General features: G+C 39.0%; 22 protein-coding genes. 17 read left to right on the forward strand and 5 right to left on the reverse strand.

The annotated features are described in order from the left end of the window. The first annotated feature begins 16 nt into the window (after nucleotides 1-16). The 5 genes from CD122_RS00370 (at nucleotide 17) to CD122_RS00390 (ending at nucleotide 4314) form a co-directional block, all read left to right on the forward strand. Nucleotides 17-937: an ABC transporter ATP-binding protein gene (locus tag CD122_RS00370; RefSeq protein ID WP_169926439.1), complete on the forward strand. Its 921-nt coding sequence runs from the start codon at nucleotides 17-19 to the stop codon at nucleotides 935-937. Beyond that, complete coding sequence (locus CD122_RS00375) at nucleotides 921-1649, forward strand: ABC transporter permease (RefSeq protein WP_169926440.1); 729 nt, start codon at nucleotides 921-923, stop codon at nucleotides 1647-1649. Before CD122_RS00370 ends, CD122_RS00375 begins: the two co-directional genes overlap by 17 nt. Before the next feature lie 3 nt (nucleotides 1650-1652). Further along, nucleotides 1653-2363, forward strand: coding sequence for an ABC transporter permease (locus CD122_RS00380; protein ID WP_103357046.1), 711 nt, complete (start codon nucleotides 1653-1655; stop codon nucleotides 2361-2363). Between the two features lie 139 nt (nucleotides 2364-2502). Further along, nucleotides 2503-2958, forward strand: coding sequence for a MarR family winged helix-turn-helix transcriptional regulator (locus CD122_RS00385; RefSeq protein ID WP_103357047.1), 456 nt, complete (start codon nucleotides 2503-2505; stop codon nucleotides 2956-2958). Between the two features lie 21 nt (nucleotides 2959-2979). Next, nucleotides 2980-4314 carry a replication-associated recombination protein A gene (locus tag CD122_RS00390; RefSeq protein WP_103357048.1) on the forward strand — a complete coding sequence of 445 codons (1335 nt, stop codon included), beginning with the start codon at nucleotides 2980-2982 and terminating at the stop codon, nucleotides 4312-4314. Between the two features lie 48 nt (nucleotides 4315-4362). Here the strand turns inward: CD122_RS00390 and CD122_RS00395 are convergent, their stop codons facing one another. Then, a complete protein-coding gene (locus tag CD122_RS00395; RefSeq protein ID WP_103357049.1) occupies nucleotides 4363-5304 on the reverse strand; it encodes a nucleoside hydrolase in 942 nt (313 codons plus the stop codon). 154 nt (nucleotides 5305-5458) lie between these two features. On the opposite strand from CD122_RS00395, the gene CD122_RS00400 reads away from it, so the two are divergent. Then, nucleotides 5459-6220 carry a class I SAM-dependent methyltransferase gene (locus tag CD122_RS00400; RefSeq protein WP_103357050.1) on the forward strand — a complete coding sequence of 254 codons (762 nt, stop codon included), beginning with the start codon at nucleotides 5459-5461 and terminating at the stop codon, nucleotides 6218-6220. A 169-nt stretch (nucleotides 6221-6389) separates the two neighbouring features. Next, nucleotides 6390-7973 (forward strand): MFS transporter, encoded by a 1584-nt coding sequence (locus CD122_RS00405; RefSeq protein WP_240624091.1) that lies wholly within the window; start codon nucleotides 6390-6392, stop codon nucleotides 7971-7973. Nucleotides 7974-8092: 119 nt separating this feature from the next. On the opposite strand, the gene CD122_RS00410 is transcribed toward CD122_RS00405, so the two are convergent. Further along, complete coding sequence (locus tag CD122_RS00410) at nucleotides 8093-9283, reverse strand: CynX/NimT family MFS transporter (RefSeq protein WP_103357051.1); 1191 nt, start codon at nucleotides 9281-9283, stop codon at nucleotides 8093-8095. 108 nt (nucleotides 9284-9391) lie between these two features. Here CD122_RS00410 and CD122_RS00415 point away from each other — a divergent pair, with 108 nt between their 5' ends. Both CD122_RS00415 and CD122_RS00420 read left to right on the forward strand, forming a co-directional pair. Further along, nucleotides 9392-9943: a helix-turn-helix domain-containing protein gene (locus CD122_RS00415; protein WP_103357052.1), complete on the forward strand. Its 552-nt coding sequence runs from the start codon at nucleotides 9392-9394 to the stop codon at nucleotides 9941-9943. 180 nt (nucleotides 9944-10123) lie between these two features. Continuing rightward, nucleotides 10124-11542 (forward strand): alkaline phosphatase, encoded by a 1419-nt coding sequence (locus tag CD122_RS00420; RefSeq protein ID WP_103357053.1) that lies wholly within the window; start codon nucleotides 10124-10126, stop codon nucleotides 11540-11542. 113 nt (nucleotides 11543-11655) lie between these two features. On the opposite strand, the gene budA is transcribed toward CD122_RS00420, so the two are convergent. Beyond that, nucleotides 11656-12360, reverse strand: coding sequence for an acetolactate decarboxylase (gene budA, locus CD122_RS00425; protein WP_103357054.1), 705 nt, complete (start codon nucleotides 12358-12360; stop codon nucleotides 11656-11658). Nucleotides 12361-12484: 124 nt separating this feature from the next. Here budA and CD122_RS00430 point away from each other — a divergent pair, with 124 nt between their 5' ends. Further along, nucleotides 12485-13183 (forward strand): MOSC domain-containing protein, encoded by a 699-nt coding sequence (locus CD122_RS00430; protein WP_240624092.1) that lies wholly within the window; start codon nucleotides 12485-12487, stop codon nucleotides 13181-13183. A 319-nt stretch (nucleotides 13184-13502) separates the two neighbouring features. Next, nucleotides 13503-15110, forward strand: coding sequence for a BCCT family transporter (locus CD122_RS00435; protein ID WP_103357075.1), 1608 nt, complete (start codon nucleotides 13503-13505; stop codon nucleotides 15108-15110). Between the two features lie 49 nt (nucleotides 15111-15159). Here the strand turns inward: CD122_RS00435 and cudC are convergent, their stop codons facing one another. Continuing rightward, the gene (gene cudC / locus CD122_RS00440; protein WP_103357056.1) at nucleotides 15160-15711 is read right to left on the reverse strand and encodes a choline uptake/conversion transcriptional regulator CudC; all 552 of its coding nucleotides are present in this window, start codon (nucleotides 15709-15711) and stop codon (nucleotides 15160-15162) included. A 224-nt stretch (nucleotides 15712-15935) separates the two neighbouring features. On the opposite strand from cudC, the gene betB reads away from it, so the two are divergent. Beyond that, nucleotides 15936-17429, forward strand: a complete 1494-nt coding sequence (betB, locus tag CD122_RS00445; RefSeq protein WP_103357057.1) for a betaine-aldehyde dehydrogenase — start codon at nucleotides 15936-15938, stop codon at nucleotides 17427-17429. A gap of 54 nt (nucleotides 17430-17483) precedes the next feature. Further along, nucleotides 17484-19190 carry a choline dehydrogenase gene (gene betA / locus CD122_RS00450; RefSeq protein WP_103357058.1) on the forward strand — a complete coding sequence of 569 codons (1707 nt, stop codon included), beginning with the start codon at nucleotides 17484-17486 and terminating at the stop codon, nucleotides 19188-19190. Nucleotides 19191-19243: 53 nt separating this feature from the next. On the opposite strand, the gene CD122_RS11840 is transcribed toward betA, so the two are convergent. Further along, complete coding sequence (locus tag CD122_RS11840) at nucleotides 19244-19411, reverse strand: hypothetical protein (RefSeq protein ID WP_169926441.1); 168 nt, start codon at nucleotides 19409-19411, stop codon at nucleotides 19244-19246. Between the two features lie 517 nt (nucleotides 19412-19928). Between CD122_RS11840 and CD122_RS00455 the strand changes: the two genes are divergently transcribed. The 4 genes from CD122_RS00455 to CD122_RS00470 all read left to right on the forward strand — a co-directional run bounded on the left by CD122_RS00455 (nucleotide 19929) and on the right by CD122_RS00470 (nucleotide 22280). Beyond that, entirely contained in the window at nucleotides 19929-20450 is a 522-nt protein-coding gene (locus CD122_RS00455; protein WP_103357059.1) for a DUF2975 domain-containing protein, read from the forward strand. Between the two features lie 4 nt (nucleotides 20451-20454). After that, on the forward strand, nucleotides 20455-20679 hold the full coding sequence (locus CD122_RS00460) for a helix-turn-helix domain-containing protein (protein ID WP_103357076.1): 225 nt from the start codon (nucleotides 20455-20457) through the stop codon (nucleotides 20677-20679). Further along, nucleotides 20669-21121 (forward strand): hypothetical protein, encoded by a 453-nt coding sequence (locus CD122_RS00465; protein ID WP_103357060.1) that lies wholly within the window; start codon nucleotides 20669-20671, stop codon nucleotides 21119-21121. The genes CD122_RS00460 and CD122_RS00465 overlap by 11 nt, the downstream gene beginning before the upstream one ends. A 199-nt stretch (nucleotides 21122-21320) precedes the next feature. After that, nucleotides 21321-22280 (forward strand): zinc metalloprotease, encoded by a 960-nt coding sequence (locus tag CD122_RS00470; protein WP_103357061.1) that lies wholly within the window; start codon nucleotides 21321-21323, stop codon nucleotides 22278-22280. Nucleotides 22281-22483: the final 203 nt, after the last annotated feature.

The raw sequence follows: 22483 nt of genomic DNA on the forward strand, positions 1-22483 counted from the left end.
CAAAGGGGGAACGATTGTGAATGTCATTGAGACACAAAATGTGAGTAAACAGTTTGGTAACTTTCAAGCTGTTCAAAACTTAAATATTCAAATTCCTGAAGGGCTAATTTGTGGCTTCTTAGGTCCCAATGGGTCTGGGAAAACGACGACGATTAGAATGTTGCTTGGCTTGGCAAAACCGACAGCGGGTCAAGTGAAGCTGTTTGATATGAAACTCGAGAATCATAAACAAGAAATTTTAAACCAAGTCGGTGCGCTTGTGGATTCTCCGTCTTTCTATGATCATTTAACGGGATATGAAAACTTGAAGATTATGCAATATATTCATCACAACAACGCTGAAGAAATTGAAAATGTGTTGTCGATTGTGGAGCTGACATATGCCGCTCAGAAAAAGGTTAAAGACTATTCTTTAGGGATGAAACAAAGATTAGGTATTGCGATCGCTTTAATGAATAATCCTAAGTTGATTATATTAGATGAACCTACGAATGGTTTGGATCCAAGTGGTATTAAGAAAATGCGCGAGTTATTAATGAAGCTCGTTCGAGAAAAAGGGATTAGTATTATTGTTTCAAGCCACAACTTATTTGAAATTGAACAGATGTGTAGTTATGTCTGCTTGATTAATAAAGGCCAATTGTTATTCCAAGGCGATATGCAGACATTGTTAGATGAGTACAAGCAAGATAGTGTGTACTTTGTGACGGATAATAATGAAAAATCAGTCGCATTATTAGATACATTTCCTACATCTATTGAAGACGGTCGATTACATGTAAAAGCCCAACGCCAAGATATTCCGCATATTAATAAAACGCTCGTGAATCATGATATTAATATTTATGAAATTTATCATGAACAGTCATCTTTAGAAGATATCTTTTTGAGGTTAACAAATAATGAAAGAGATTTTGCCAATGAACAGTCTCATTAAATCAGAATGGTATAAACTGCCAAAGGTCACTTTTATTGTTTCTATTATAATTGCGGTTGTAATTTCTGAAGTGTTGGCAATCGGCTTGTATTACTATAATTTACATTTTTCGAGTGTGAAACCATCAGCACTTATCTTTTTAATCTATGCGCTTGCATGGTTTGCACCTGTCTTTTACTTTTTATATGGCGTTTTCAGTGCCAAGATTATATCTACGGAATATGAAAGTAACATGTGGCCTGTGCTGTTGGTTAGCAAGAAAAGTAAGCGAGAGATTATCTCTGCGAAGTTCCTAGTACTGTTGGGACTAATGTTAGTCACAACGCTTGTATTTATAGTGTGTCATTTACTAACAAGTCTTTTCGTGAATGGTAATATCCCTAACCTTATGTCATTTGTGTATATCATGTTTGCATTTTTTATTGGGACTTTAGCCATGCAGGCGATTCAATTTTTCATTGCGTTAGTGATTGAAAATAAAGTGTACGTCATTGCAGTGGGCATTCTATTCGCATTGGTCAGTTTATTAATGCAATCTGAAACGATGCCATTTAAGATTCCCGAACAAATTATCAATGCAAAAGAGATATTAGATCACAATAGGGTCCTGTTCTTTGATACATCTTTCTTCGTGTTTGGCATGTATAGTACGTTTGTCTTTGTAATCGTAATGATTATTTCCAATTTCTACATTAACAGAAAGGAATTTTAGAATATGTTATTTTTGAAAATGCAGTTCTTAAAAATGAAACGTACTTCTATTGTGCCTATTATGTTAGGTCTGCCTATTGTGACTGTCAGTTTATTTGCATGTCTCGCGTTTTTTGCGAAACAAACAGACTTACAATTGTTTCGTGTGACGGCACTTCAAGTATTTCTTGAGTTGGTGTTACCGTTAGCGATGACGTTAATTGTTGGCTTAATGTTTAGAATTGAAAGAAGAAATCATGCGTTTCAAAACACAGTTACTTATTTTAAAAGTTTAAAGACGTACTATCTACTTAACTTTGTATTCTATGTATTGATTGGTGTTATCATGTTGCTGCTCGGCTATCTGTTATATGCAGCCAGTTATGTTATTTTTACGCAGCAGCTGGACTTGCTAAATATTGATTTTGTAACGCTATTCATGCTATTGATATTAACATTCTTGCCGATAATCAGTTTTATTTATATGTTGAATTACTTGTTCCAAGGATTTGTACTCCCAGCTGTCATCAGCTTTTTACTGACAGTGGGCAACTTTTTTGTCGGTGTGATCGGTATTTTCGCAAGTCACTTATACTTTTATTCATTTTTAGTTTTTACGTTGTACACCGGCTATAACAAGCTTATTTTAGTAGTGATTTCACTATTATTAAGCATAATCTTTTTAATCATTGGCTATGTTAAATTCCTAAAGTCAATGGAAAAAGGTCAATTATAAATTATATTGCACCCCTACAAGTTTCGAATACCTGTGGGGGTTTTTACGTGCCATTAAACGAGATGTTTGTGATTTTTGTTTTTATATAGTAACATATTAATGAATAATGTTTCTATATAGAAGTAAATGAGGTTGAATCATGAAATCAAAAAATGGTGGTTATTTAACATTAAAGATTAAGTTATTAAATGGGCGTTTGTTTAATCGATACTTGGCGATGGATTCTCGTATCTTGTACAGTGCGGAACAAGGTAAGATTATGTCTGCGCTTTGGGATAAACATCCGCAAACGGCGAGTGAGCTGTCTCAGATTACAGGCTTGGCGAATAGCTCATTATCGATTATGTTACGAAGACTGGAAGAACAAGGGCTCATTAAGTCTGTCGCATCAGAAGTTGATAAGCGTAAGCGCATGTTTGACTTAACGCCAATGGGTGCGGAACAAGAACAGCTTGGCAATGAAGTGAGTTACAAGTTGAGTGAGGTCTTTTATAAGGGCTTTTCTGATCAAGAAATTGAAGATGTGGAACGTTATTTAACGCGTATTTTAGAAAATCTAGAACAAGAATCTGCCAAGTATGGACGGAAAAAATAGAGGTTGTAAGGACTGAGAAGGATGAAAGAATTATCATTGTTTGATGAAGATATGACGATGAATGCCCCGTTGGCAAGTCGTTTGAGACCAGTTGATTTTGATCATTTTGTCGGACAACAACATCTCGTCGGTGAAGGTAAGTTTTTACGAGAAATGATTGATAATGACCAAGTGTCTTCGATGATTTTCTGGGGACCACCGGGTGTCGGTAAGACGACGTTAGCTGAGATTATTGCGAAAAAGACGGCTTCGAAATTTGTGACGTTCAGTGCTGTGATGAACGGGATTAAGGAAATTCGCAAAATCATGAATGAAGCGGAAGAAGGGCGTCAACTAGGTGTGCGTACGATTGTGTTTATCGATGAAATTCACCGTTTTAACAAGGCGCAACAAGATGCTTTTTTACCGTATGTGGAAAAGGGCAGTATTATTTTAATCGGTGCGACGACAGAGAATCCGTCATTTGAAGTGAATTCGGCGTTGTTGTCACGGACGCGTGTGTTTATGCTGAATCAGCTCACTGAAGCGGATATTGTTGAATTGTTAAATAAAGTGTTGGCGTCAGATCATGCCTTTCCAGAATTGCATATTTCAATTGAACCTGAACGATTAAAACAGATTGCGACGTATTCAAATGGCGATGCAAGAGTGGCGCTCAATACGTTAGAGATGTTGGTGATTAATAGTGACCGCAAAGAGAATAAAGTCGTAGTGACTGCGGAGTTAATGAATGAGTTGCTTGATAAAAAAGTGGGCTATTACGATAAAGACGGCGAAGAACATTACAACATTATCTCAGCATTGCATAAGTCGATGCGCAATAGTGACGTAGATTCAGCTATCTATTGGTTAGGGCGCATGATTGATGGTGGCGAAGATCCGATTTATATTGCGAGACGTTTGTTGAGATTTGCGAGTGAAGATATTGGCTTAGCGGATAATAATGCGTTAAACCTTGCTGTAAATACGTTCCAAGCATGTCGTTATATCGGACTGCCGGAATGTGATGTCCATTTGACACAATGCGTCATTTATTTATCGTTAGCGCCGAAATCCAACGCGACATATAAAGCACGTGTCGCTGTTAAAAAGGATATTAAAAAGACGATTGATGAACCGGTGCCATTACATCTTAGAAATGCGACAACCAAGTTAATGAAAGAAGTAGGGTACGGTCAAGGGTATCAGTTAGCCCATGCGTATGAGGATAAGTTGACGACCATGCCGACTCGTCCTGAAAGTGTCGCATCACATGTGTATTATCAACCTACAGAAGAAGGCAATGAGCGCAAAGTGAAACAGCGCTTAGATTATGTGAAAGCATGGAAAGCAGCACATAAAGATACAGATATGTAAGAGAAAAGCCTAAAATCTTGTAGTAAAACGAGATTTTAGGCTTTGTGGTTAATCGTGTGCTTTTTTGGCAAGGTCAGTAATGTATGCGAAAAAGGCATCGTGGTCAACGTGATATACAAGGTTCAATGGGCGACCGTTTGTTTCATCGATATACGTACGGCCTTGGCTCGGACCATGTGTGATAACAGAAGCATGAATCGTTTTTTGACGTACTAAGTCAGGCTTACCCGTATAAGCTGTTGTCAGCACATCCCATAAGAAATACGTTGAGTTCGTTTGGAAGTGTGTTAATGGTGGCACGGCTGCGTAACTAACACCTAGGAAGTCGACGCCTGTATGTTCGCGTTGGTCTGCCCAGTATTGGCGAATCGCTGGCGTGAGTGGCACTTGGTTGGTGCTTTCGAGCGCAACCATATCGATAGGAATATCCGTTTCAAATACGCGCGCAACGGCTTCTGGATCCCAGAAAGCATTCCACTCAGCTGTGCCGTCGTGTTCAGGTTCTTCAACGTTACCTTTGTCTAAAAATGTACCACCCATCCATACGAGACGTTTGATATTATTTGTAATATTAGGTGCGACGTCTAATGCTTTCGCAAGGTCTGTCAGCGGTCCTGTGAACAAGAGTGTGACAGGCGCTTCAGACGCTTGTACCTTTTCGATAATGTCTTCATAAGCATGTGTTTTAAGTGCGTGAGATTGCATTGGACGTTGTTCGTTTAAAATCGGCAAAGCATCCATAAAGAAGGCATGCATACGCCAATCTTTCGGGAATGGATTTTTACCACGTTCATAAGATGTTGCAACATCAACAGGATAGTGACTGAAGCGATTGATAATCTTGCGTGATGCACTTTCAGCAGGTTCCACATAGCAATCAGCACCAATCGCACTAACACCAATCACTTCAATATTGTCCATATGTAAAAGTAAGAAAAGCGAGATTAAGTCATCAACGCCACCATCATGGTTAAAATATACAGGTTTCATAAAGTAGCTCCTTTTTATATGATACTTCTATGATAAATGACACGGCTCAAAAAATCACTGGAATGCCATGAAATTGCCACAATAGAATATCTCTATCATAAATGCGTGCATGATATAATAATGATAATCATTATCAATTAAATGAGGTGGCATAATGAAAAAAGAAGCAGGTCATACATTTTTAGCAAAACTCGGTAAAACAAGATTACGTCCAGGTGGCAAGCTTGCGACGGATTGGTTAATAGAGAAAGGGCAATTTCGCTCAGATAAAAAAGTGTTAGAAGTCGCATGTAATATGTGTACGACATCGATTCATTTGGCAAAAACGTATGGTTGCCATATTGAAGCGGTTGATTTAAATAAAACGGCGCTGGCACAAGGGGAGCAGAATGTTAAAGCAGCTGGGTTGTCAGATAAGATTCATTTACAACAAGCGAATGCGATGAACCTACCATTTGACGATAATAGCTTTGATATTGTGTTAAATGAAGCGATGTTAACGATGTTGCCCGTGAAGGCGAAACAACAAGCATTGCAAGAATATTATCGTGTATTAAAGCCAGGTGGTGTATTGTTGACGCATGATATTGTTATTCAAAATCCTGCCAAAGAAACACAAATCATTGATGACTTATCCGAAGCTATTAACGTCAAAGTATCGCCTCAACTGAAAGAGAAATGGAACGCATTATATACGGATGCAGGTTTCACAAATATCGAAACACAACATGGGGCAATGACATTGATGACGCCGAAAGGGATGATTTATGACGAAGGATTTAAAGGGACGGCGAAAATTATTAAAAATGCGCTGAAAAAAGAGAACCGCCCGATGTTTATGCGTATGTTCAAGACGTTCAAAGGTCATAAGGACGACTTGAATTATATCGTACATGCAGCATATAAAGCAGAATAGGAATCAACTTTTAATTCAAATGAATGACTACGATGTGATAGCCGATGAAGCGGTTATTGTACGTAGTCATTTTTTACTTATTCATAACAATCAATTTCTGTTCATATTAGATTCACATTGATATTATTAGATAGTAGTATAAAGGAAAAGAACAAAGGAGGATTCCTAAGTGGACTCAGGGAAACAAACCAAATTTAATTTTGTAGCGCTACTGTTACTGATTGGTGTGTTTATGGCGGCGTTAGATAACGGCATTATTAGCGCAGCGTTAACGACAATTAACCAATCTTTTGAGATACAGCCTCAAATGGGGGCGTGGGGCATTGCGATTTATACATTGGGGATGGCAGTCGCAACACCTATCGCCGGTAAATTAGCCGATATGTATGGACGCAAGAAAGTGTATATCCTTGAAGTTGTATTATTTGGGATTGGTTCACTACTCGTAGCATTAAGCCCGAACTATACATTTTTCATCGTGGCGCGCTTAATTCAATCGCTCGGTGGTGGTGGTTTATTTGTTATCGCAAGTGCTCATTTTATTTCAACTTATGATCGTTCAAAACAAGGCACCATGCTCGGCGCGTTAGGCGCAATGAACGGCATCGCTTCTGTACTCGGTCCGAACTTAGGTAGCCTGTTAATTAAAATCACAGGGACGTGGCACTGGTTATTTTTAATTAATGTACCTATCGCAGTCTTTATTACATTATTTGTTATGTTGAAAATGACAGAGACGCAACGTCCTGTGCAGAAGAAAATGGACACCTATGCCATTATGATGTTCTCGCTCTCAACACTCTTAGTAATGTTCGGCATTTACAATATTCGTGCGGCAGAAGCGATGAACCCTGCCATGCGTTGGTCTGTCGTGGCGTTTTTCCTACTAGCAATTATCGGTTATGCCATTATGATCTGGATTGAGAAACGCAATGAAGGTAAAAATGTTGATTCTTTTTTACCTTATTCATTATTACGTAAGCCGACATTTGCGGTTATTTTAATCATGGGCATTTGTTCAGGTATGTTAATCGGTGCCATTATCTTTATCCCATCCTTTGTAGAAAATGTCTTACACGTCAGCGCGGCGGATAGTGGTTTTTGGCTTACACCACTGGCATTGGCATCAGGTGTAGGCGCATCACTCGGTGGACGTATTGTCGATAAAGAAGGACCTGTGTTTGCATTAGTCGTTGCCAGCATAATTAGTATTGTTGGATACGGTGGTTTGGCGTTTATGGTCACTGGCGTCGTGATTTTTCTATTCTTCTCGATTGTGGCAGGTCTTGGATTCGGCTTTACCATTGGTGCACCGATGACGGTATTGGCAACACGAACAGCCGGCTATGCAGATGACCGTAACAGCACGGTTATTGCGACCTTATCCGTGTCTCGTCAAATGGGGATTACCATTGCGCCAACATTGTTTGCGACATTGATTCAATTGGGCTTCAGTCAAACGATGTCGCAAGTGAAAGCGGCGTTAGCTGAACGAAATCTCACGCCAGACTATGTGCCTACTTCCATTATGAATGATGTGGCAAACGTCAATGGTAGTACTTATGCGTTGTGGCAACAGCTAGAAAAGTTAGCACAAACACCGACACGTCAAGCGCTCATGCAGGGATTAGAGTCCGCTGCACATATGGCGTTCATGCCGGTATTCTTAACCGCAGCCTTAAGTTCCGTTGTTGTATTAGTGCTCACACTCATTTTCAGACGCCAATTTAGTGAAGAAGATGGAGCGCAATAAAGTGATAAACGGTGGCCCAAAAGCAGGGTTTTCGACAGAACTGCCACGATTTCGGCAAAATGAAAATAATTTTGCACATCGTTCAGTTCTGTTCAAATCTTAACCGCTTTTGTCCAGATTTACTTTTTCTCACTTAGTCCAAGTGTGGCTTCAATCGTTGTTTGACGGCCTGCACCTGCTGCGATAAACATCATCGCAATGGCTGTGACTAATAATATCGCAAGTGACCAAGTCCATGTGCCTGTTAAGTCGTGTAGTAGACCGAACATTAATGGTCCAATACATGCGAATAGGTAACCGACAGCTTGTGACATACCAGCGAGTTTGGCAGCTGTTAGCCCATTTTCAGCACGCAAGCTAAAGAATGTGTTCACGAGACCGAACGCAAAACCGCATGCGATACCGACAACGATGATAGAAATAAATGCCCATTGTGGGAAAATCATGAGAATCAAGACACCTGTTGTAAAAAGAGTACCGGCAAATGCTGTCAGTCCTACTTGTGATTGTAGACGTACGGCATAGATTGGAATGACAAACGTGAACGGAATAATCACGAGTTGTAAAATTGATAAGTACAGACCCGCGCGTTCAACAGATATGTCATACGTTAATAGAAATTCGGGCAACCAGTTGATGAGTGAGTAAAAGATCAGTGATTGTCCACCCATCAGCAAAGTAATGCGCCATGATAACGGTGATTTCCAGACGTTGACATGACTTGTTTGTGTCGCTTGTGCATGTGTATCATGACTTCTGAGTTGTGGTGCCCACACAATGATGGCGATCACTGTTACAACACCAATAGCACCCAACGCAATATTGTAGTTAAAGTGGTGTAATAGTGGTGCTGCGCTATAAGATGATAAAGCACCAAAGATATTCATCACAACCGTGTACCAAGCGGTCATAATACCGATACGATATGGAAACTTCGACTTGATGACACCCGGGGCAAGGACGTTACCAAACGCGATGCCAACACCAATCAATAACGTTCCGACATAAAGTAGTGTGCTATTTGTAATGCTTCTCAAGCTAACGCCGACAAAAATCAAGAGCAGCGCAACAAAGAGTACACGTGCCATACCGTAACGGTGACTGATACGCGCAACGATCAGTGAGATGACGGCAAATGCAAGTAGTGGAATAATAGCAATAATACTCACTTCTGTATGACTAAGATGTAATGTCTCTTGAATGGTAGGTAAGACGACACCGACAGATGTAATAGGCGCACGTAAATTTGCGGCGATTAATAAGACACCAGCAAATAAGAGCCAATTGACTTTTGAAGATGATGTGTTCATAGCGTACACTCCTTATAATTTGTTATAATGAACAAAACGTTCTTTTTAAAAGACAAACTATATCGTACATTATGTTCTTTATATTGTAAATAGAAAGGGTTTGGAATGATGGAGGATATTAATCAAATTGTTGCACGTAATATACAACAATATCGTCAAACACACCGATTGAGCTTGGATAAAATATCTCAATTAACAGGGATTAGTAAGACGATGATTAGTCAGATTGAAAAGGGAACAGGCAACCCGAGTATTAATACATTGTGGAAGTTGGCGAATGGGTTACATTTACCGTTAAATGAATTGATTAGTGACAATAAAAGAGACATTTATCAAGTAGCCACGGAAGATTTACAGCCGATTTACAATGACGATCAATCAGTTGTCGTCTATCCGTACTTTCCATATGATAACGCGCACGGTTTTGAAATGTTTAGCATGGAAATTGCACCGGGTGGCAAGTTGGATTCAGACGGCCATCCACAAGGGTCCCAAGAGTTTATTATTGTTAATGACGGAACACTAACACTAGATATTGGAACACAAACATATCATGTTGAAGCTTCACAAGCGATTCGTTTCAATGGTGAACATACGCATAGTTACCGCAATGAGACGGATACGCAGGTCTTGTTAACAGCGACCATTCAATACACATAATCGTTCAATGATACAGAGGGGAGTCTACTGGCAGAGCGCGGGTAGCCTTCCCTTTGTTTGGAATGTTTCATGTGGAACGTATATCAGCTTTACAAAATCTTAATCTCAACCTCAAAGTTTCTTTAAAAAGTTCGCTTACAATAAACGTGAATTCAATATTGGAAATGGGGTTTATGAGATATGAAGTTAACTGCACAATTAGGTAAGATTGCAATCGCAAGTTCATTAGTAGGCGCATCATTCGTGAGTACTGCGCCACAAACGTTGGCAAAGGACGCTAACGACGCAGATGCTGTGACATACGGTAATACGAAAAATCCTAAGAACATCATCTTTATGGTGGGCGATGGCATGGGTCCATCTTATAACACAGCGTATCGCTATTTTGCCGATAACCCAGACACAAAAGAAATGGAAACAACCGCATTTGATGATTATTTGGTAGGCATGCAACGTACATATTCAGCAGACAAGGAAGATAACATTACAGATTCTGCGGCGGCTGGCACGGCCATTAGTTCCGGACAGAAAACATACAACGGTGCCATAGGTGTAGATGAGAACAAGCAAAAGGTAGAAACGGTTTTAGAGCGTGCGAAACAGCAAGGAAAATCAACAGGGCTTGTCACAACTGCTGAAGTGACAGATGCGACACCAGCAGCGTATGCGGCACATGTTGAAGATCGTAGTCAAAAAGATGAGATTGCGAAACAATTTTATGAAGAACGTATCAATGATCAACATACGGTAGATGTCATACTTGGTGGTGGTGCGAAGTATTTTGGTAAAGATAATGACAACGTTGATAAAAAATTTGAGAAAGATGGTTATGATGTTGTAACGACGAAAGAAGCGTTGGCAGAAGCGGATAGTGACCAAGTGCTAGGGCTATTTGCGGATAAAAATATGCCGTTACAAATTGATGCACCTGATGATGACCCAAGCTTGAAAGAGATGCAACAAGCAGCGTTAGATCGTCTGTCTAAAAACGATGAAGGCTTTTTCTTAATGGTAGAAGGTGCGTCTATTGATAAGCAAGGACATTCCAATGATGTAACAGGCGCAATGTCAGAAATGCAAGGGTTTGAACAAGCATTTGAAGACGCGATGAACTATGCAAAGGAACATCCTGATACACTTGTCGTTGCCACTGCAGACCATTCAACAGGGGGCTTGTCTGTTGGGAAAGGTCATGACTATGTATGGCACGCTGATAAGGTACGAAGCATGAAGCATTCGGGGCAATGGATGACAGATCAAATTGCAACTGGAGAATCGATTGAAGACACGTTACAACAAGGTTATGGTTTCGATGTAGATGATAAAGCAATCCAAAATATTAAAAAAGAAGCAAATCAGTTAGCGAAGTTAGACGAAAATAAAGAACAAGAACAATACGACAAACAATATCAAAAATTACAAGATGCGATACAACAACCGATCAATGATGCATCACGCACAGGCTGGACATCATATGGTCATACAGGTGTTGACGTTAACACATACGCATATGGACCAGGCTCTGAAGCATTTCGTGGTCATATTGATAATATTGAGAATGCCGAACATATTTTCAACTTTTTAGAAAAAGATGAATAGGGAGTAGACCAGATAGTCTCACTTCGGCAAGTCTAAGAAGCATCATTTTAACGCCCTGCAACATAATAAACCGCCCAGTCACTTTGATGGGCGGTTTATTATTATATCTAGCGTTACTCTGCTTGTCGAATGTCTTCTGCAATATCTTGGTAATCGAATGTTTTATTAAGAAAGCTCGGTTCTGTTGATAAATGTTGTTCAAAAACAGCATAATTTTGAATTTCTACTGTTCCTTCAGCAAGGTCAAAGCCTAAAATATGCCCCATAAATGTGCGGTCTTCTGAGATGAAGTGTGCGTGGAAACCAGCCGCACCAATACCGTGAAAGACTTCTGGTGTGTATACTGCGACAATCGTGCCTGTAATATGTTCTCGATGATGTTCTGGTTGCGCTTTGGCAGATGTAATCAAACGTGTATACGGCGGATTCTGTTTCGGCATAATACGCACATGCATATGCTTAAAGGTGCCTGTAATCTTAACCATCGCAAATAAGTTTTCACTCAACATATGTTGGCGAATTTGTTGATACAACATATCCTGATCTGCTGCTGTTGCTTCAAAAGTGGTATCTGCTGAAAATTTTGAGACAGATGCATACGGTGTGAGTGTATCACCAGTTAGGATGCGCACGTCACTATCTGATGTCGTCGCATGGAACGCTTGGCCATCGACAAAAATAACTTCTCCGTCCGAACCGGTTAATGTGGCAATCTCATGGTCGCCATGTTCTAGAAGTGTTTCAATTGAACAAGTGCCTTCGAGTGCACCTGCCATCAATGTCCCAAGTGTTCCGTGTTGATATAATGAATGTTGCATAAGTTGTTGCCACCTTTATCTTTATTGGTTAATGTTAGTGTATAAGGCATTTTAGCGCGATACAAGTATTAAGATTTTGCTAGTAATATATGACAATCAGAAATGAAAAAAGGAGACGATAAAGATGACGGGTCAAATTCAAAAACTGTATATTGGGCAAGTGCGTCAACATGGCAATGCCGATGCGACCGAACGCATGGCACAAACTTGGACAACGGCAATGTTTAAACAAGAAACAACGGAGCCTGTATGGCTTGGTAAAGAAGGGCTTCAAGGTGATACAGTCGCAGATAAACGTCATCACGGCGGTGCAGAAAAAGCGTTATTTGCATATGCAGTGGCACATTATCCCGTGTTCAGTGAACGCTATCAACAAGAGATTCGTGTTGGCAGTAACGGTGAGAACATTGCTGTAACAGGTATGGATGAAGGAACGGTATGTATTGGCGATATTTACCAAATTGGCGATGCAGTCGTACAAGTGGCACAACCGAGACGCCCTTGCTGGAAAACGAGTCGTCGTCAAGGCATTATGGACTTTTCGGTCATGTTAGAAGAGACTGGAAAAGCGGGCTGGTACTATCGTGTGTTGAAAGAAGGATACATTCAGCAGGGGGATACATTGGATTTACAAGAACGCCCATATCCTGATTGGACGATTCAACGCATGAACGATACATTACGTGGTGCAACAGATATGGCATCATTAAAAGAACTACAAGCAGCACCGTTTACGCCTGAAACGTGGCATGGTACTTTGACGAAGCGTATCGCCGGTGAACCTGTTGACGATACACCACGTCTATACGGCCCAAATATTTAATCGTAATAAGATGCTCACTTTTTAAAATGGAAGTGGGCATTTTTGTCTATTTGAAAATAAATAAATATTAATTAAAGATGAATAAAAATACATAAAATGAATTGTTAAGTTTTGATTTAACGTTCTTAACCTACTTTATAACGTTGTTTTGTCAATATTTGTAATGACTCTTAGTTATATATATTCATAATTGTACTTGTATGTGATTGAATGAAATTTGCATTAAAATGTAAACTTCGTTAGGCTAAAGCAGAGGTTTTATCATGTCATGCTACAGATTAACTAAGGGGGATTTACTGTGCATAAAGATAATAAATTAATGGATTGGATTGTCTTTTGTGGTGCAGCGTTTGTCTTGTTACTCGCTGTTATCCCAATGATGGTCTTTCCAAAACAAAGCCGTGCGGTCGTTGTGGCGATGAATGATTTTGTTACAACGAACTTAGGTGCGACATATCTCGTGTTAGGTCTCGCCATCTTCTGCTTTGTGTTATATATTGCGTTCGGTAAGTACGGTTCGGTAACACTTGGGCGTGCAAGCGATCGTCCGGAGTTTAGCGACTTTGCTTGGGCATCTATGTTGTTCTGCGCCGGTATCGGTTCGGATATTTTATACTGGGGTGTCATCGAATGGGCGTACTACTATCAAGGCCCGCCACAAGGTGCGAAACCGATGAGTGATGCCGCATTGAGCTACGCGACGATGTATGGCATGTTCCACTGGGGACCGATTGCATGGTCGATTTACGTATTACCAGCGTTACCAATCGGTTACTTAGTATTTGTGAAGAAACAACCGATTTTTAAAATTAGTCAAGCGTGTCGTCCGATTTTAAAAGGACAAACGGACGGCTTTATCGGTAAATTAGTCGATATTCTCTTTATTTTTGGATTGATCGGTGGAACTGCGACGTCTCTTGCATTAGGCGTGCCGATGATTTCAGCTGGACTAGAGAAATTAACCGGTGTTGACGGCTCCAGCATGGTCGTGAAGAGTTTCGTACTTCTTGCAATCACCGTCGTTTTTGCATACAGTTCATATCGCGGATTGAAAAAAGGGATTCAGCTATTAAGTGACTTGAACGTGTGGTTATCGCTCGTCCTACTCGCATTCGTTTTTATTATCGGACCAACCATTTTTATTATGGAGACGACTGTGACAGGGTTCGGTAATATGATTAAAAACTTCTTCCAAATGGCAACGTGGTTGGAACCATTTGGCGGTATTGGTGGTCGTGAAGAAACAAACTTCCCACAACAATGGACGATTTTCTACTGGGCTTGGTGGATTGTTTATGCGCCGTTTATCGGTCTATTCATCGCCCGTATTTCAAGAGGTCGTACGTTGAAAGAAGTCATTCTCGGTACGATTGTGTATGGAACATTCGGTTGCGTGTTGTTCTTCGGTATTTTCGGAAACTATGCGACATACCTACAACTAACAGGGCAATTTGACGTCGTGTCGTTTTTAAATGCGCACGGTACAGAGGCGACCATTATTGAAGTTGTGAACCAATTACCATTTGCGCCTGTGATGATCGGCTTGTTCGTCCTATCCGCCTTTTTATTCTTAGTGACAACGTTCGACTCTGCATCATATATCGTAGCGGCTGCCACACAAGTACGCGTAAAAGGAGAGCCTTTGAAAATGAACCGCTTATTCTGGGCGTTCGCATTGTGCTTATTACCATTCTCATTAATGCTTGTCGGTGGCGAAAAAGCGTTGGAAATCTTACAAACCGCATCTATTGTGGCAGGTGTGCCGCTCATCGTCATCTTTATCATTATTATGATTTCATTCATGATGATTTTGTCGGGGGACCGTATTGCGCTACAAACACGTGCGGAACGCTTTAAGAAAATTGAGCGTCGTTCATTGAGGATTTTACAAGTGAGCGAAAAAGACGACGAAGATAATAACTTATAAAAATTAAAAAAGTGAAGTCTGGCATTTGGGTATGTCAGACTTCACTTTTTTAGGCGTCTTTGTCAGGAATTGGGAAATAGTCAAAAATGGCACCTGACTTAATCGCGTCGCTAATAGAATTGAGCCATTGATAGTATAGGCGTGAATGAATCATATGTGCTTTCACGTCTTGTGCTTCTTGGCGTAATGTCTCATCGACATCGTCAGCAGCGAGAACGTCATCGATCATCGCTTCTGCTTCTTGTAAGGCAGCCATATTAATTTTAATTTCACGATACCATTTTTGTGTGAAGAAGTTGCTGAAGAATGTGAAGAAATCCTTTTCAGCTTCAAAATGTTGCTTGCGGCTACCACGTGTAAAGCGTTGTTTAACGACATCGAACTCTTGCAGCTTTTTAACCCCTGCGCTCATACTCGGCTTACTCATTTGAAGTTCGTTGCGCATTTCATCAAGTGTCATACTCTCTTCAAATAACATTGTGCCATATAAGTTACCGACACTGCGATTGATACCGTACAGGTCCATCGTTTCAGCAATGGAGTTAATCACGATATCCTTCGCTGTTTCTAGTTGTGCTTCATAATTTGTATGTTGTGTCACTTAATGGTCACCTCCCTTTATATCTTTCCTATCGGCTAAATTGTACGCTTGTTCCTAACAGAAACTCAAGTTTTTCTGATAAAAAGATGCAAAATTTAACAAAATCACGTTTTAGCTAACAGTGTCTATTAGGGAAAGTTGACACTTTTTTGACAAGTATGATAGAGTTAACTTTGTGAAATTCGTTAAATAAAAACTTAACAAACTTAACAGAGGTGTATAGGATGGAACTGATTAAGCAGTTATCTCGTCGTCAATTTATCGATGGCGAATGGGTAGAAAGCAGTAATCACGGCACACGTGACATTATTAATCCATACAATCAGGAAGTTATTACAACAGTTGCGGAAGGTACGACAGAAGATGTGGAACGTGCCATTTTAGCAGCACGTCGTTCGTTTGATGCAGGGGAATATGCGCAAACAACGGCAGAATATAAAGGGCAAAAAGTACGAGAGATTGCCGATAAAATTAAAGAAAATCGTGAAAACTTAGCGCAGTTAGAGACGCTAGATACAGGTAAAACGTTAGAAGAGTCACGCGCAGACATGGATGATATTCACAATGTCTTCATGTATTTTGCAGGTTTAGCAGATAAAGACGGTGGTGAATTAATCGACTCACCAATTCCAAACACTGAAAGTAAAGTCGTGAAAGAGCCAATCGGTGTTGTGACACAAATCACACCGTGGAACTATCCACTTCTTCAAGCGTCATGGAAGATTGCGCCTGCATTGGCAACGGGCTGTTCACTTGTTATGAAGCCAAGTGAAATCACACCGTTAACAACGATTCGTGTGTTTGAACTGATGGAGGAAGTTGGTTTCCCTAAAGGGGTTATTAACCTTGTATTAGGTGCTGGTTCTGACATTGGAGACGTCATGTCAACACACCCAGAAGTGGACTTAGTGTCATTCACAGGTGGTATTCAAACGGGTAAACGCATTATGAAACAAGCGGCAGACAATGTAACGAACGTAGCATTGGAATTGGGCGGTAAGAACCCAAATGTTGTGTTTGATGATGCAGACTTTGATTTAGCCGTAGACCAAGCGTTGAACGGTGCGTTTTTCCATGCGGGACAAGTATGTTCTGCGGGTTCACGTCTCATCGTTCATAATGCGATTAAAGATGATTTTGAAGCGGCATTGATTGAACGTATTAAAGACATCAAAATGGGCAACGGCTTTGATGAGACAACAGAGTTAGGACCACTCATTTCAGCAGCACATCGTGAGAAAGTCGAAAGCTATATGCAAGTGGCGAAAGAAGAAGGTGCAACGATTGCGATTGGTGGTAAACGCCCAGAACGTGAAGACTTACAAGACGGCTTTTTCTTTGAACCGACTGTCATCACAAATTGCGACACGTCTATACGTATCGTACAAGAAGAAGTGTTCGGTCCAGTTGTGACAATCGAAGGCTTTGATACAGAAGAAGAAGCGATTCGCCTTGCTAATGATTCTATTTATGGTCTTGCAGGCGGTGTGTTCTCACAAGATATTGGTAAAGCCCAACGCGTGGCACACAAGTTACGTATGGGTACGGTTTGGGTGAACGACTTCCACCCTTACTTCGCACAAGCACCATGGGGTGGCTACAAGCAATCAGGTATCGGTCGCGAACTTGGTACAGCCGGTTTAGAAGAATATTTAGAGTTGAAACATATTTTAACGAATACGAATCCAGAGCCAGTTCATTGGTTTGGTAAACAGTAGTCATTTGCACACTGAGAAACAATCACTTGAAGGTTAACTTGAGGAGGATGTTCGATGGGTAAAGCATACGATAAAATGTACGACTATATTATTATTGGTGGCGGTAGCGCAGGATCCGTATTAGGCGCACGTCTGAGTGAAGATAAAGATAAGAAAGTATTAGTATTAGAAGCAGGGCGTAGTGACTACCCTTGGGATTTATTAATTCAAATGCCAGCAGCACTGATGTATCCGTCAGGCAATCGTTTCTATGACTGGAAATATGAGACAGACGGCGAACCACATATGGGTGGACGTAAAGTCTTCCATACACGCGGGAAAGTACTCGGTGGATCAAGTTCTATTAACGGCATGATTTATCAACGTGGGAACCCGTTAGATTATGAAAAATGGGGACAACCAGAAGGCATGGAGACTTGGGACTATGCCCACTGTCTACCGTACTTCAAACGCTTAGAAACAACATTCGGTGCGGAAAAAGACGATCCAATTCGTGGTTTGAACGGACCAATTAAATTGCGTCGTGGACCAGCGAATAATCCGTTATTCCATTCATTTTTCGATGCGGCAGTTGAAGCGGGATACAAAAAAACACAAGACGTGAACGGTTATCGCCAAGAAGGCTTTGGTCCTTTTGACAGCCAAATTCATAACGGTCGTCGTGTATCAGCATCACGTGCGTATTTACGTCCGGCGATGAAACGCAAAAATTTAACCGTTAAAACGCGTGCATTTGTTGAGAAACTGCATTTTGATGGTAATACAGTGACAGGCGTGACATACAAACGTAACGGTCGCTTACACAAAGTTTTAGCACGAGAAGTGATTTTATCAGGTGGTGCTTTCAACACGCCACAACTGTTACAACTTTCAGGTATTGGCGATACAGAATACTTGAAAACACTCGGCATTGAACCACGTTTACACTTACCAGGTGTCGGAGAAAACTTTGAAGATCACTTGGAAGTGTACATTCAACATACATGTAAAGAACCGGTATCAATGCAACCAAGCTTGAACAAGCTGAAAATGCCATTTATCGGTTTAGAATGGCTTACACGTCGTACAGGTGCAGCCGCAAGTAACCACTTTGAAGGTGGTGGCTTCGTCCGCTCAAACGACGACGTGGCATATCCAAACTTGATGTTCCACTTCTTGCCACTTGCGGTACGTTACGATGGACAAAAAGCAGAAACAGCACACGGTTATCAAGTACACGTAGGACCGATGTATTCTAACTCACGTGGTAGCTTGAAAATCACGTCAACGAATCCATACGTCAAACCGAAATTTGTCTTCAACTACTTATCAACGGAAGAAGACAAACGTGAATGGGTTGAAGCAATTCGCGTGGCACGTAACATCTTGAAACAACCAGCGATGGATCGTTTCAACGGTGGCGAAATCTCTCCAGGACCAAGCGTTCAAACAGACGAAGAGATTTTGGACTGGGTACGTCGCGATGCAGAAACAGCCTTACACCCATCATGTAGCGCGAAAATGGGACCTGCATCAGACCCAATGGCAGTTGTAGATCCATTAACGATGAAAGTACATGGCATGGAAAACTTACGTGTTGTAGACGCATCCGTTATGCCAACAACAACGAACGGTAACATCCATTCACCAGTATTGATGTTAGCTGAGAAAGCAGCAGACATCATTAAAGGTGTAAAACCATTAGAACCGGAACATGTAGACTACTACGTTCACGGCAAAAATGATCCAAACGATGGTGCCGTGACATCATATCGCATCTAATATATAAAGCCCTTAACCACACCACATTCGTTGTGTGAAGTTAAGGGCTGTTTTTATTTATCCTTCTCTTTATATCCAATAGATTTTCCTGCTAAAAGACCAGATAAAAGATACCCTAAAGGTCTTATTATGGAGTCTCCTAATTCTACTTTAAAATAAAACATAGCAACAAAAATGACAATTCCAACTATTAAAAGAAGCTTACTTTTTACATACAACATGATACCAGCCTCCTAAAATAAATTATGTTTTTCACTTTTCATTTTAACACAGTATTTTATTTCATTTGTTTTAATGGCATTGAACATAGGCACTCAATCACAATTACTAGTTTCCATTTCAATAGTATGTAGAAATGACCAAGTAAACTGATAGTGTTGAGACTATTACTTATCTATAATTCATATAGAGTAAATATACAACGAAAATAAAGCCGAACAATATATGAATCCAAAAGATGACATAGCGTTGTTTTTCTTATAGGGAATACGTCAAATATCTATTAAATCCTGGAGCTTTGTATTACTTCAACTCAATTGTTGGATTTTGTCATGATTTAGAATGTGACTTAGCATCCATACAGTTTTATTATGTTTAAAATTAATATATGTAGTTCTTTGCAATCATTAAGTGGCAACTATTTTATGAAACACTAGTAAAAATTATTGACAAAAATAAATTATCGTTTCACAATAATATTGAAGAAAATTATTGTAAGACAATAACGGGGGTTGTGGTATGAGAAATATCATGAGAATAACAAGCTATATTCTGTCTTTTATGCGCTACCTTATCTGGATATTAATTTTCATAATGTTTATAGGCATAGCAGGGGTCTTATTTGGTGGACAGAGAAATCATTGGACATTTACATTTGACTATGGAGACTTTATTACCAAAGTGCCAATAATGATTCCACTAAGTATTCTAATATTGCTAATTACTATTTCTATTTTTATCATCCAATTATTGAAAATTTGGAGTGAGCTATTATTTGTTTTTAGTGATGGGCAATACTTTAGTGATGAAAATCTTAAAAAACTAAAGAAATCAATGATATTTTTAGTTTTAGTGACTGTTTTTCAATTCATAATAAACCTAATAATCAACTATTTAAATGTAGAAAATGTTAGTGCTGTATTCGATTTTTCAATCAAGAATTATTTAGTACATGCTGCATTTATGTTATTTAACTCTATATTGATAATTGTGCTGGAAAAAGGAAGTAATATCCAAAAAGAAAATGAGGGATTTATTTAATGGTATGGATAAGATACAAGTAAATTTAGACAAGCTAATTAAAGAAAAAAATCTTACATCGAAAGAGCTTGCAAAAAGAATAGATATTACAGAGGCAAATTTATCAATATTGAAAACAGGAAAAGCAAAAGGGATACGTTTCATAACCCTTTTACGAATCTGTAGGGAACTTGATTGTCAACCGGGCGATATTTTAGAGTATATTAGGAGTGAAAAAGATGAGGATTAAAAAACTAATAGTATGTTTGATATTTAGTATCTCGGCATTAGTACTAATTTCATGTGGATTTAATGATATAGGAAAAGATGTCGAAATGGAAATAAAACGAGAAATACCAAAAGACGATACAGATAACTTGGGTATAGTACATATAACCAAACAAGACAAAGGAGAAATGTTAAAAGTTCCGTCTAATGGATTTAAGGGGTATGTTTATGTAGTTAGTGATAAAGAGCGTATTGAGTCAGTTAAGAATTCACGTTTTAGTGTGAATAATAGAACTTTTGAAGATGTTAAGACTGAATCTTACGATGATTTTAATATTCGTTATCATAATAAAACGTACTTTTCAGTTAAAAAGATAGACATAGAATCAAATAATAATGAACTATTGAAGTTTAATTCAAATTATTCGAAAGGTGTCTTATTAGTTTATAGAACGATGAAATAGTTTAAATGTTTTTATGAGACATCAGTCAATTTTATCAGAAAACTCAAAAATAAATCAAATTAGGATCAAGTATGAGGAAAATATAATATAGTTTCTTAATTTTTAAGTATTAGAGTTAAGTGAAGATGAAAATCAGAAGCATGTTTTATTATGGTAAAATAATAGAAAGACGAATCTATTTTAAATGGGGAAATACGTGATGAAAGCAATGGCTCGAAAATTATATGCGCTATTAGACAATATACTCATACTGGAAATATGTTTATTCATCATGACTGCTATTTCCTATGTTTATCATTATGAGATAATCTTTAATATTTCGTTACTCATTATAGCGGGAGTTATTTCAATCGTTGTCCATGAATTAGGACACTATTTTTGGGGTGTGTTATTCAAGTTTAAATTATTTATGTTGTCACTCGTTAGTGTGCTTATTTTAAAAGGACATATTTATGTGAATCATCCTGTGTTTTTGGGATTGGGAATGACAAATATGTACGTAGAAGATTGGGAAAAACCGGTAAAAGTAAATCAATTGGTCGCATATTGTAGCGGTGGTTTTATGTTTAACTTCCTTTGTGCGGGAATATTGTTTTGTATTACTAATTTTACGACAAATACAACGTTCCTGTACGATGTGATACTAATGAATATGATAGTTGGGATGATGACAATGCTTCCGTTTATTAAAGGTAACGATGGACATCATATCTATCAATTAGTCACAAAAGGAAGCGATTCACAGTATTATAACGATTTTCGAGCTAATTCTATGTATCATAGTGATAAAATCAATATCAAAGATTATGAAGAACAAGTTTTTCATAATACGACAGCCTTTCAATGGAACGTTATATACTTATATGAAAAGCTAAACAATCATGCACTAAAATATTCCTTAAAAGCTAATTATGATAATAACTATGAAGACAAGATTATCGCATTTTATGTATTCGGATTAGAAGGGAATTCCGACTTTGAGTTAGAGGATATCATGTTGATATATGGAAAGTGTTTATTTTATGTAAGGAAGTATATCGAGACTCAGAATGATAAATATTTATACTTAGCGCATAAGCACAAGCGTATCTCATTAGACTTTAGGCAAGCATATATTATTGACCAAATATTAGCACGGTATAGTGAAGTGGATAGGTAACTAAAATCAAGTGCTAGTTGATTTTGTTTCTATCATAGATTATTATTCAAATATAACGACAAAGCCCTCACACCTTTTAGGCAGACATGTTCTGATGTGAGGGTATTTTTTATGGCGTGAAAAGGTCTACTTATCTATAATTCATATAGAGTAAATATATAACAAAAACAAATCCGAACAGAATATGAATTCAAAAGATGACA

It is taken from the genome of Staphylococcus rostri, from assembly GCF_002902145.1.
In the GTDB taxonomy this organism is placed as follows: Bacteria; Bacillota; Bacilli; order Staphylococcales; family Staphylococcaceae; genus Staphylococcus; species Staphylococcus rostri.